An 11136-nucleotide genomic window follows, 5' to 3' on the forward strand; every position below is an offset into this window, starting at 1 on the left:
GGCGCCGTTGCGTAGGCGACGAAGGAGCAAGCAACGGTGCCTGATCGACGGGACCGGCGGGGCCGCGAACTCGAGCGCGCCAGCGCTCCTAAGACACAGTGATGGATCCGCGCATGTCGGGGTGCAGGGTGCACATGTAGCGGTAGGTGCCGGGCTGGGTGAAGGTGTAGGACCATTCGCCCTTGTCGAAGATGGGGCTGTTGAGGCCCATCGCCTTGTCGCCGATGCCCTGCACGTTGTGCGGGACCTTGTCGGAGAACTTCCAGGTCACCGTCTCGCCGACCTTGATGGTCGCGTCGGCGGGGGCGTATTTCATGTTGCCGACCTCGACCGTGAGGTTGGTCGGCGCGTGCTGTTGGGTGGTCGTGGTGGTGACCGGGCGGGGTTTGCGGGTTGTGGTGGTGGCGGCGTTTCCCGAGTCGCCGGAACAGCCGGCGGACAACAGGGCGGCGGCCACGACTAATCCGGCGGCAAACCGGGCGGATGCGGCGCGGTGACGAACCATCGACATGGGTGTGGAGCGTAGTCTGCGAGCGACCCCGGGCCGGTCGGCGGCCCGTTTTCGGGCGGCTGGGAGGCGACTATGTCGGATCGACGTGGCTATTACACAGTCGACGAGGTGCGGGCGGCGGAAGCCGAGCTGTTCACGCGGGTGCCCGTGGGAATGCCGATGCGGCGGGCCGCCTTCGGACTGGCCGGGGTGGTTGTCGACGAATTGCGGTCGCTGACCGGGGGCGTGGTCGGGCGAACCGTCGGACTGCTGGTGGGGTCGGGGGACAACGGCGGGGATGCGTTGTGGGCGGGTGCCTTCCTACGGCGTCGGGGCGTCCGGGTGTCGGTTGTTCTGCTGAATCCTGAACGGGCGCATCGGGAAGGGCTTGCTGCGTTGCGGGCAGCTGGGGGCCGGGTGGTCGATCGGCTCGATGGTGTCGATCTGGTGATCGATGGGATCGTGGGGATTTCCGGACGGGGGCCTTTGCGGCCCGGGGCGGCGGAAATAGTTGCTGCCCTGGATGTTCCGATTGTCTCGGCAGATCTGCCCAGTGGAGTCGATCCGGATACGGGGGCGGTGGATGGGCCCGCGGTGACGGCGGATGTGACGGTGGCATTCGGTGCGTACAAGCCGGTACATGCGTTGGCTGTGCCCCAGTGTGGGCGAATTGTGTTGGTGCCGATCGGGTTACGCCTTCCAGAGGCTGGGCTGGTACAGCTCGATCCAGGAGCGGTGGGGGCCGGGTGGCCGGTGCCGGGGCCTGCTGACGACAAATACAGTCAGGGAGTGACGGGGGTTTGCGCGGGCAGTGCGAAGTATCCGGGGGCGGGGGTGTTGTGCACGGGCGCCGCGGTGGTGGCGACCTCGGGGATGGTTCGGTATGTGGGGTCCGATACCGCGGTATTGGAGAAGTTTCCCGAAGTTGTCGCCAGTTCGTCGATTTCGGAGGCCGGGAGGGTGCAGGCCTGGGTGTTCGGGCCGGGGGGTGGCACTGATCCGGGGGCCCGGGATCGGTTGGCCGAGGTGCTGGGTACTGATCTGCCGGTGTTGGTGGACGCGGACGGGTTGACGATTCTTGCCGAGGAACCGGGGCTGGTTCGGGGGCGATCCGGGGTGACGGTGCTGACGCCGCATGCGGGGGAATTCGCTCGGCTGACCGGTGGTGCGGTGGGGGCGGATCGGGTGGGGGCGGTGCGAAGGCTGGCTGATGAGTGGGGTGTGACGGTTCTGCTCAAGGGGCGGGCGACGGTTGTCGCTTCGCCGGGGCAGCCGACGCTGGTCAATGACGCAGGTGGGGATTGGGCGGCTACGCCGGGGTCGGGGGATGTGCTGTCGGGGATCATCGGGGCGTTGCTCGCCGCGGGGTGTGCGGCGGGGTGGGCTGCGGCTGCGGGGGCTCGGGCACATGCCTTGGCGGCGAATCTGGCTGCTCATGAGGGTCGGGCGGCGGGGGCTCCTGTTTCCGCTACGCCGTTGCTGGGGCATGTTCGGGGCGCGGTGCGGGTTTTGCGGGAGGTTGGTGGGGACGAGGGTTGGTAGCCCGGGACGAAGCCGAGCAGTGGTCGTCCCAGGACGCCCCACGTATGGCGGATTCGGCGGGTCCTGGCACGATCGGGGGTGTGAATGCGCAAGTGGAGACGGTCGTCGACTTGGATGCCATTGCTCACAATGTGCGGGTGTTGCGGGAGTACGCGCACGGGGCTGCTGTGATGGTGGTGGTCAAGGCTGACGGGTACAACCATGGGGCGGTGGAGGTGGCTCGGGCCGCGTTGGGGGCGGGCGCTCGGGAGCTCGGCGTGACCACCGTGGGCGAGGGGCTGGCCTTGCGGGCGGCGGGGATCACGGCTCCTGTGCTGTGCTGGCTCAATACTGTCGACGCTGATTACGCGGGTGCTGTGGCGGGCGATCTCGAGATCGGGGTGTCGTCGCTGGCGCAGTTGCGGGCGGTGGAGCGGGCCGCGGTGGCGGCGGGGCAGACCGCGACGGTGACGTTGAAGGTGGATACGGGGCTCAACCGCAACGGGGTGTCGGTGACCGAGTATCCGCAGGTCCTGCGGGCTGTGCGGGGGCTCGTCGACGCGCAGGTGGTGCGGTTGCGGGCGATCTTCTCCCATCTGGCGCACGCCGATGAGCCGGGGCATCCGATGGTGGATCGGCAGCGGGATCGGTTCGTCGAGGCGATCGCGCTGGCCAAAGAGCACGGTCTCGAACCCGAACTCGTTCATCTGTCGAATTCGGCGGCCACCTTGACCAGACCAGATCTGCGGTTCGACATGGTCCGGCCGGGTATTTCGGTGTACGGGCTTTCGCCCATTCCGGAGCTCGGACAATTCGGTCTGAAGCCCGCGATGACATTCCAAGCGGAGGTCGCGTTGGTGAAACAGGTGGCGGCAGGGGAAGGCGTGTCGTACGGGCACCGGTGGATCGCACCGCGCGACACCACGATCGCGCTGGTGCCCGCGGGATACGCCGACGGCGTATTCCGTTCGCTCAGTGGACGTTTCGAGGTGTGGTTGGGCGGTGCCCGGCACCGTAATGTCGGGCGGGTGTGCATGGACCAGTTCATGGTCGACCTCGGCGACAACGCGGGCGGCGTGCGGGAGGGCGACCGCGCGGTGCTGTTCGGCGGCGGCGCGGGACAGCCACACGCGCTCGACTGGGCGCGGGCGCTGGACACGATCGATTACGAGGTCGTCTGCGCGCCGCGCGGCCGGGTGGTCCGCCGCTACGTGGGTACCGGCCGATGACCCGGCGCACGGTGATCCGGCGCGGTGGCCTGGCGACCGCGGGCCTGCTCGCGGGCCTCGCCATCGCCCATACCTTGCGCCAGATCGGCGCGCGGGTGATGTGGCCCGCCGAACGCGACGAATACCGCGACGAGAACTTCGCCCTGATCGACGAGGACGAACCGGGCATGGTGCTCGCCGACGACGGTGTGTCGCTGGCCACCCGCACTTACGGCGACGACTCCGCCGAGGTCACGATCGTTTTCGTGCACGGCTTCTGCAACAGCATGGAGTCCTTCCACTTCCAGCGCCGCGATCTCGCGCGGCAGTGGGGGTCGCGGGTGCGGATGGTGTTCTTCGATCTGCGCGGGCACGGACGCTCCGGCACGCCGAGTACCGAGAGCTGCACGGTCGCCCAGCTCGGCCGCGACCTCGCCACGGTGATCCGTGAGTGCGCGCCGACAGGACCGGTGGTGCTGGTCGGGCATTCGCTCGGCGGAATGGCCGTGCTCGCGGCGGCCGCGCAGTTCCCCGAACTGTTCGCCACGCGGGTGCGCGCGGTCGGGCTGCTGAGCACCGCCGCCGCGGAGGTGACCGCGACCGGGATCTCGCAACTGGTTCGGCATCCCGCGGTCGACGGCTTCAAGCTGGCGGTGCGGACCGCGCCGACGCTGGTGCAGTTCAGCCGCAGCGCGAGCAAGCACGTGGTGACGCCGATCCTGCACGTGAGCTCGTTCCACGGCCCCGTGAGTCCGACGCTGTCGCGCTTCACCACGATGATGATCGACCGCACGCCCGTCGGCACCATCGAAAAGTTTCTGAAAGCGATTGAGTTGCACGACGAGTCAGCCGCATTGCCCGTCCTGGGCGAACTGCCGGTTTTGATTCTGGGTGGTGCGCACGACGTGGTGATCCCGTTCCGCAATTCCCGCGAACTGGCGGCGGAACTACCGGGCAGCGAACTGGTCCGGGTGCGTGAGGCGGCGCACATGCCGCACCTGCAGTTCCCCGAGGTGAGCCTGGCCGCACTCGACCGGCTGCTCGCGCGGGCGGGAATCATCGGCAGCCGCGGCGAGGAGGCCGTCGGTGGCTGACCCACACCAGCGCGTTCTCGACACTGTCGAGGACACCGAAGCATTCGGCCGCGAACTGGCGGCCACCCTGCGCCCGGGTGACCTGGTCGTGCTCGACGGCCCGCTCGGCGCCGGTAAAACCGCGTTGACCAGAGGAATCGCCGCCGGACTCGGTGTCGCGGGCCGGGTCAGCTCGCCGACGTTCATCATCGCGCGGGCGCACAAGGCCGGAGTGCGGCCGGACGGCACGCCCGGGGTGGCGATGGTGCACGTCGACGCCTACCGCCTCGCGGGCGACCTCGACGAACTGGACTCGCTCGACCTCGACACCGACCTGCACCACGCGGTCGTCGTCGTGGAATGGGGCAAGGGGGTCGTCGAACACCTCGCTGACCGGCACCTGCGAGTGCAACTCGCCCGGGAGCCGGAATCCGATGTGCGCACGGCGATCTGGGAATGGATCGAATAACGCGCGATCATGCGCGCACCGGTGCGCGCCGAGCGCCGATACCACCCGGTATTGTTGAGACAATCATGCTCGTACTAGCAGTCGACACCGCGACACCCGCCGTTACAGCGGGATTGGTGCACCTGTCACCTGCCGGTGAACCCGGCACCCGCCCCGCCGTGGCGACGCTCGCTGCCCGCGTGAAGGTCGACGCCCGCGCGCACGCTGAGGTCCTCACCCCGCAGATCCTGGAGTGTCTAGCCGCGGCGGGGGTGCGCCGCGACGAGCTCGACGCGGTCGTCGTCGGGCTCGGACCCGGACCGTTCACCGGGCTACGCGTGGGAATGGCCACCGCGGCCGCCTTCGGTGACGCGCTCGGGTTACCCGTGCACGGGGTGTGCAGTCTCGACGCCATCGCCGCCGACACCATCGGTGAGAAGCGAGATCCCGGCGAGCTGTTGGTGGTCACCGACGCGCGCAGGCGCGAGGTGTACTGGGCCAAGTATCTGAACGGGGCGCGGGTCGCCGGTCCCGAGGTGAACAAGGCTGTCGACGTGCCGGTGGGTGACGCCGCGGCGATCGCCGGGTCGGCCGCGCACGTGGACTTCTTCGATCTGCCGGTGCTGCCCAGCGAGACGCCCTCGCCTGCCGGGCTGGTCACTGTCGCGGCGCCGGCGTTGCTGGCGGGACAGACACCGCAAGCGCTGGTGCCGTTGTATCTGCGCAGGCCCGATGCGGTGGAGAACAGCTTCCGAACCCTCGACCGGACCGGGGCGTGAGTGCCGTGACCGAGTACCTGATCGCTCCCATGACGCTGCCCGACATCGACCGCTGCGTCGAACTCGAGCACCTGCTGTTTCCCGAGGACGACCCGTGGCAGGCGGTGTCGTTCCGGTCCGAGCTGGCCGGCGGGCACAACCGCTACATCACCGCGCGCACCGCCGACGGCGTGATGGTCGGCTACGCGGGCATCGCGCTGCTCGGTGACGACGCCCATCCCGAGGCCGAGGTGCACACGATCGGCGTCGACCCGGATTGTCACCGGGGCGGCATCGGCACGCTGCTGCTCGAAGCGCTGCTGGCGACGGCGGCCGAACGCGGCGGGCCGGTGTTCCTCGAGGTGCGCACAGACAACGCGCCCGCCATCGCGATGTACGCCAAGCACGGGTTTCACATCATCGGGCTGCGTAAGAACTACTACCACCCCAGCGGGGCCGACGCGTACACCATGCGCCGTCCGGAACTCACCGCCGCGGCCGATGAATGGGCCGCGCGCGGCCGGCAGGACGAGGTGTTGTCGTGATCGTCATGGGGATCGAAAGCTCGTGCGACGAAACGGGAGTCGGCATCGTGCGCCGTCATTCCGACGGCTCCGTCGAGCTGCTCGCCGATGAGGTGGCCTCGAGCGTCGACCAGCACGCCCGCTTCGGCGGCGTGGTGCCCGAGATCGCCTCGCGCGCACATCTCGAGGCGATCGTGCCCGCGATGCGTCGTGCGCTGGCGACCGCGAGGATCAGCAAGCCGGACGCGCTCGCCGTCACCATCGGGCCGGGGCTGGCCGGTGCGCTGCTGGTGGGGGTGGCCGCGGCCAAAGCCTATGCGGCGGCGTGGGACGTGCCGTTCTACGCGCTCAACCACCTCGGTGGGCACGTGGCGGTCGATACGCTCGAGCACGGGCCGATGCCGCCCGCGGTGGCGCTGCTCGTGTCCGGTGGGCATACCCACCTGTTGCAGGTCACGGATCTGGGTGAGCCGATCACCGAACTCGGCAGCACCGTCGACGATGCCGCCGGGGAGGCGTTCGACAAGGTCGCGCGGCTGCTCGGTCTCGGCTATCCCGGTGGGCCAGCCCTCGACGCTGCCGCCGGCTCCGGTGACGCGCGGGCGATCGCCTTTCCTCGTGGGATGACCGGGCCCCGTGACGCGCGCTACGACTTCTCCTTCTCCGGTCTCAAGACCGCGGTGGCCCGCTATGTCGAGGCCGCGCAGCGTCAGGGCATCACGCCCGACCAGCTGCCGATTCCCGATATCGCCGCGTCCTTTCAGGAGGCGGTGGCGGATGTGCTGACGATGAAGGCTGTCCGGGCGGCGACCGACGTCGGTGTCGACACGATCGTTCTCGGCGGCGGCGCCACCGCGAACTCGCGCATTCGATCACTGGCCGAAGAGCGGTGTGCTGCGGCGGGTTTGACGCTTCGGGTGCCCAAGCCGCGGCTGTGCACGGACAACGGTGTGATGATCGCCGCGCTGGGCGCGCATGTGATCGCGGCGGGCGCGCAGCCTGCGGAACTGACTGTCGCCACCGATCCCGGGCTGCCGGTCTCGGTGAGCGCCCTGCGCGGCTAGCACCCGTCCTGCCTGGTCGCACGGCACCCTGAAGAACCCGCCACCGGTCCACCCGGCGCGGTGCGCGCGTTAATCGGCTGGCGGCAACGGGATTTCGTCGGTCGTGGTGGCCGACGGAATCGGGAGGGTGCTGTTGGCGGGGGCCTGCGTGGGCGAGGTGTTGGGAGTGGAGGGACGCTGTCTGCCGCCACCGGAGGAGCCGCTGTCCAGGGGGCCGAGCGGAGACTCGGGGTAGGGAATCTGCGGGAGGTTCGGATCGGGGCGCAGGGTGGGGGCCGTTGTCGAGGTGGGTGCGGAGGGCGTGGCGGCGTTCGTGCTCGGCGCCCCGGTGGTGGCATTCGGTGCTTCGGTCGCGGGCGGTGCCACGGTGGCGCCGGTGCGTTCGGTGCTCTCGCGATTGGCGGGGGTGGGTGCCGGGGAGGGCACCGGCGGTAACGGGGATTGACGCACGGTGCTGCTCGTGCCGGCGGGAGTCACGTCGGGGGCATCGGGCGACACTGCTTGCACGCCGTAGCCGATCACCAGGCCGACCACCACGACCGCGCCGACCAGGGTGCCGACGACCTTGGCGAAGGTGCCACTCGGTGCGTCGGCGTGCCCACCGCCCGGCAGTCCGGACGGTGCCGCGGCGTCGGCGACCAGCGCCGCGCCCTTGGCGATGACGGCCTCCGGGTCGGGCACGGTGAGCACGGGGACATCGAGGCGCGATTCGAGAATGTCGATGACACACGGGATATTGGCGCAACCGCCGATCACGGCGACGGCGTCGGGGTACTTCGGCGCGCGGGTGAACACCGACGACGAGAACAGCGCGATATTGCGCAGGAGGCCGTCGATGAGCTCCTCGAAATCGGGACGGGTGAGCTCCAATCCCTGTCCCGCTACATGATCGATGGTGACGACGGGTGCCAGCGACAGGTGTTCCTTGGCCGCGCGGCCGCGGTTGGTCAGTGTGGTGCGGTTGGGCCGGGTGCCGCGTCGGGCGTAGTGCAGGTCGACCAGGTGGTGGTAGATCAGCTCGTCGATCGCGTTGCCGCTCAGCGTCGGCGTGCGTTCGGTGTGCAGCACCACGTTGTCGGTGTAATCGGCCACGGTGACGGTGAGTCCGGTCGCGCCCAGGTCGATCACGGCGACGGTGGGGTAGCGGTCGAGCAGTCCGGTGTGGCGCAGATAGGCGAGGGCGGCGGCGCCCTCGGTGACGAGCCGCAGATCACGGTGGCGCGTGGTGGCGGCCCGAATGGCTTGTGCCTGTTCTTTGTTGCGGTAGGCGACAGCGACGCTGGTCGGTGGACGTGATCGCGCCGAGTCGGCGCGACGGTGGCCGCCGGAGTAGCGCCCGAGCGGTTCGCCTGCCATCGCCACCTGTGACACCGGCAGCTGGGTGGTCATCAATTCGATCGAGGACGACACTAGATCGCCGAGGTCGGAATGTGCCTCATCTGCGGAAACGACCCGGTAGTCGAAAGTCTGCTCGCCCGCGGGCCCCGTCGCGACCAATGCCGAGCACACCACCTCGTTCCCGGCCGAGATGCCGAGGGATGTTCGCATGTTCACCTCCCTTCAAGCCGATGGTGCTCTCCGAGCGGATGGCGCCTTCCTGTGCTATGTCACAGCCTGTTATGCGAACGTTACAGATTGTGGCAGGCGATGTGAAGATCACTGGCCAGTGTGGGCGTGTCGAAAATGCGACGTCGGCAGAACCCGACCTTGAGTGCTGGCACTCTCGCGTATAGAGTGCTAGTCGGCACGTACTAGATGGGCATTGCGTAGCTGTACTAGTGCCAAGTCGACTTCTGGGCTTCGGCTCCGGCACCCGCGACGACGGGGCTGTGCGCAGGGTCGCGAGCTGACCGAAACCCGGTCCGGGACACCAGTTCCGGACAACCGAATTTCCCCTGAAAGTGGAGGGCTCAACGTGGCGAGCGTGAACATCAAGCCGCTCGAGGACAAGATCCTCGTCCAGGCCAACGAGGCCGAGACGACGACGGCCTCCGGCCTGGTCATCCCGGACACGGCCAAGGAGAAGCCGCAGGAGGGCACCGTCATTGCCGTCGGAGCGGGCCGCGTCACCGATAAGGGTGACCGCATCCCGGTCGACGTCAAGGAAGGCGACGTCGTCATCTACAGCAAGTACGGCGGCACCGAGATCAAGTACCAGGGTGGGGAATACCTCATCCTCTCGGCGCGCGACATCCTGGCCGTCGTCACCAAGTAAGGCCAACGCCGCATCAGCGTTCCGCCCCGGCGTCTTCACAGGCCCGGGGCGGATTGCGTTCACAAACAGGAGCTGAATCCTCTTATGCCCAAGCAGATCGAGTTCGACGAAAAGGCTCGCCGGGCTCTGGAACGCGGTGTCGACAAGCTGGCCGACGCCGTCAAGGTGACCCTCGGCCCCCGCGGCCGGCATGTGGTGCTGGCCAAGGCTTTCGGTGGCCCCACCGTGACCAACGACGGTGTCACCATCGCGCGTGAGATCGACCTCGAGGACCCCTTCGAGAACCTCGGCGCACAGCTCGTCAAGAGCGTCGCCACCAAGACCAACGATGTCGCGGGCGACGGCACCACCACCGCCACCGTGCTGGCCCAGGCGTTCGTGCGCGGCGGCCTGAAGAACGTCGCCGCGGGCGCCAACCCGATCACCCTCGGCCAGGGCATCGCCGCTGCCGCCGAGAAGGTGTCGGAAGTGCTGCTCGCGCTGGCCACTCCCGTCTCCGGCGAGAAGGCCATCGCCCAGGTCGCCACCGTTTCCTCACGTGACGAGGAAATCGGCGAGATGGTCGGCAAGGCGCTCACCACGGTCGGCAAGGACGGCGTCGTGACGGTCGAGGAGTCCTCGACCACGAACACCGAACTCGTCATCACCGAAGGCGTGCAGTTCGACAAGGGCTACCTCTCGCCCTACTTCCAGACCGATCCCGAGACCCAGCAGGCCGTGCTCGAGGACACCTACGTCCTGCTGCACCGCGACAAGATCAGCTCGCTGCCCGATCTGCTGCCGCTGCTCGAGAAGATCGCCGAGTCCGGCAAGGCCGTGCTGATCGTGGCCGAGGACGTCGACGGCGAAGCGCTGTCCACCCTGGTGGTCAACTCGATCCGCAAGACCATCAAGGCCGTCGCCGTGAAGGCGCCGTTCTTCGGTGACCGTCGCAAGGCGTTCCTCGACGACCTGGCCGTCGTCACCGGTGGCACCGTGATCAACCCCGATCTCGGCGTCACCCTGCGCGAGGCCACCATCGAGCAGCTGGGTCAGGCGCGTCGCGTCGTCGTCACCAAGGACGAGACCGTGCTGATCGACGGCGCGGGCTCCGACGAGGACATCAAGGGCCGCAGCGCGCAGCTGCGTCGCGAGATCGAAGCCTCGGACTCCGACTGGGATCGCGAGAAGCTCGAAGAGCGGCTGGCGAAGCTGGCCGGTGGCGTCGCGGTGATCAAGGTCGGCGCTGCCACCGAGACCGCGCTCAAGGAGCGCAAGTACCGCGTCGACGACGCGGTGGCCGCTGCCAAGGCCGCGGTCGAGGAGGGCATCGTCCCCGGTGGTGGTTCGGCGCTCGTGATCGCCGCTGCCGCACTGGGCGAGCTGCGTGACTCGTTCGCCGGCGACAAGGCCGTCGGTGTCGAGGTGGTTCGCAAGGGCCTCGAGGCGCCGCTGTACTGGATCGCCACCAACGCCGGCCTCGACGGTGCCGTCGTGGTCGCGAAGGTCTCCGAGGGCAAGGAAGGCTTCAACGCCGCCACCCTGACCTACGGCGACCTGCTCGCCGACGGTGTCGTCGACCCGGTCAAGGTGACCCGCTCCGCCGTGGTGAACGCCGCCTCGGTCGCGCGGATGATCCTGACCACCGAGAGCGCCATCGTGGAGAAGCCGGCCGAGGCCGACGACGACCACGGCCACCACGGTCACTCGCACTGATCGGGTAAACGGAAGGCCCGCTGCTGATCATGTGATCGGCGGCGGGCCCTTCTTGTTTGTTGGAGCGCTGGCGCGCTCGAGTCGCGGCCCTGAGGGGCCGCCGGTTAGCCACCGGGGCTTGCTCCTTCGTCGCCTACGCC

11 protein-coding genes are annotated in these 11136 nt (G+C 68.7%); 9 read left to right on the forward strand and 2 right to left on the reverse strand.

Features of this window, described 5'->3' with window-relative positions; genetic code table 11:
* Window positions 1-88 precede the first annotated feature (88 nt).
* Complete coding sequence (locus ACFVVI_RS35520) at window positions 89-511, reverse strand: plastocyanin/azurin family copper-binding protein (protein ID WP_378996949.1); 423 nt, start codon at window positions 509-511, stop codon at window positions 89-91.
* A gap of 72 nt (window positions 512-583) precedes the next feature.
* Between ACFVVI_RS35520 and ACFVVI_RS35525 the strand changes: the two genes are divergently transcribed.
* The 7 genes from ACFVVI_RS35525 (at window position 584) to tsaD (ending at window position 7086) form a co-directional block, all read left to right on the forward strand.
* Window positions 584-2032: a bifunctional ADP-dependent NAD(P)H-hydrate dehydratase/NAD(P)H-hydrate epimerase gene (locus tag ACFVVI_RS35525; protein ID WP_387449399.1), complete on the forward strand. Its 1449-nt coding sequence runs from the start codon at window positions 584-586 to the stop codon at window positions 2030-2032.
* A gap of 44 nt (window positions 2033-2076) precedes the next feature.
* Window positions 2077-3240, forward strand: a complete 1164-nt coding sequence (gene alr / locus ACFVVI_RS35530; RefSeq protein ID WP_378996956.1) for an alanine racemase — start codon at window positions 2077-2079, stop codon at window positions 3238-3240.
* Window positions 3237-4313 (forward strand): alpha/beta fold hydrolase, encoded by a 1077-nt coding sequence (locus tag ACFVVI_RS35535; protein ID WP_387449402.1) that lies wholly within the window; start codon window positions 3237-3239, stop codon window positions 4311-4313. Before alr ends, ACFVVI_RS35535 begins: the two co-directional genes overlap by 4 nt.
* Entirely contained in the window at window positions 4306-4761 is a 456-nt protein-coding gene (tsaE, locus tag ACFVVI_RS35540) for a tRNA (adenosine(37)-N6)-threonylcarbamoyltransferase complex ATPase subunit type 1 TsaE (RefSeq protein ID WP_056818220.1), read from the forward strand. The genes ACFVVI_RS35535 and tsaE overlap by 8 nt, the downstream gene beginning before the upstream one ends.
* Before the next feature lie 65 nt (window positions 4762-4826).
* On the forward strand, window positions 4827-5519 hold the full coding sequence (gene tsaB, locus ACFVVI_RS35545; RefSeq protein WP_379313877.1) for a tRNA (adenosine(37)-N6)-threonylcarbamoyltransferase complex dimerization subunit type 1 TsaB: 693 nt from the start codon (window positions 4827-4829) through the stop codon (window positions 5517-5519).
* 29 nt (window positions 5520-5548) lie between these two features.
* Complete coding sequence (gene rimI, locus ACFVVI_RS35550) at window positions 5549-6043, forward strand: ribosomal protein S18-alanine N-acetyltransferase (protein ID WP_378996954.1); 495 nt, start codon at window positions 5549-5551, stop codon at window positions 6041-6043.
* Window positions 6040-7086: a tRNA (adenosine(37)-N6)-threonylcarbamoyltransferase complex transferase subunit TsaD gene (gene tsaD / locus ACFVVI_RS35555; RefSeq protein ID WP_378996940.1), complete on the forward strand. Its 1047-nt coding sequence runs from the start codon at window positions 6040-6042 to the stop codon at window positions 7084-7086. The genes rimI and tsaD overlap by 4 nt, the downstream gene beginning before the upstream one ends.
* Window positions 7087-7155: 69 nt before the next feature.
* Here tsaD and ACFVVI_RS35560 read toward each other — a convergent pair whose 3' ends face one another.
* Window positions 7156-8634: an Hsp70 family protein gene (locus ACFVVI_RS35560; RefSeq protein ID WP_387449407.1), complete on the reverse strand. Its 1479-nt coding sequence runs from the start codon at window positions 8632-8634 to the stop codon at window positions 7156-7158.
* Window positions 8635-9001: 367 nt separating this feature from the next.
* Here ACFVVI_RS35560 and groES point away from each other — a divergent pair, with 367 nt between their 5' ends.
* Together groES and groL are read left to right on the forward strand one after the other, a co-directional pair.
* The gene (gene groES, locus ACFVVI_RS35565) at window positions 9002-9301 is read left to right on the forward strand and encodes a co-chaperone GroES (RefSeq protein ID WP_056818214.1); all 300 of its coding nucleotides are present in this window, start codon (window positions 9002-9004) and stop codon (window positions 9299-9301) included.
* Between the two features lie 84 nt (window positions 9302-9385).
* Window positions 9386-10996 carry a chaperonin GroEL gene (gene groL, locus ACFVVI_RS35570; protein WP_378996934.1) on the forward strand — a complete coding sequence of 537 codons (1611 nt, stop codon included), beginning with the start codon at window positions 9386-9388 and terminating at the stop codon, window positions 10994-10996.
* Window positions 10997-11136: the final 140 nt, after the last annotated feature.

The sequence above is a fragment of the Nocardia sp. NPDC058114 genome (assembly GCF_042884695.1).
Classification (GTDB): Bacteria; Actinomycetota; Actinomycetes; order Mycobacteriales; family Mycobacteriaceae; genus Nocardia.

Bases quoted from the DNA above. Each gene is read 5' to 3' on its own strand.
- ACFVVI_RS35520 (WP_378996949.1), bottom strand. From the start codon at position 511: ATGTCGATGGTTCGTCACCGCGCCGCATCCGCCCGGTTTGCCGCCGGA.
- ACFVVI_RS35525 (WP_387449399.1), top strand. From the start codon at position 584: ATGTCGGATCGACGTGGCTATTACACAGTCGACGAGGTGCGGGCGGCG.
- alr (WP_378996956.1), top strand. From the start codon at position 2,077: ATGGCGGATTCGGCGGGTCCTGGCACGATCGGGGGTGTGAATGCGCAA.
- ACFVVI_RS35535 (WP_387449402.1), top strand. From the start codon at position 3,237: ATGACCCGGCGCACGGTGATCCGGCGCGGTGGCCTGGCGACCGCGGGC.
- tsaB (WP_379313877.1), top strand. From the start codon at position 4,827: ATGCTCGTACTAGCAGTCGACACCGCGACACCCGCCGTTACAGCGGGA.
- rimI (WP_378996954.1), top strand. From the start codon at position 5,549: ATGACGCTGCCCGACATCGACCGCTGCGTCGAACTCGAGCACCTGCTG.
- ACFVVI_RS35560 (WP_387449407.1), bottom strand. From the start codon at position 8,634: ATGCGAACATCCCTCGGCATCTCGGCCGGGAACGAGGTGGTGTGCTCG.
- groL (WP_378996934.1), top strand. From the start codon at position 9,386: ATGCCCAAGCAGATCGAGTTCGACGAAAAGGCTCGCCGGGCTCTGGAA.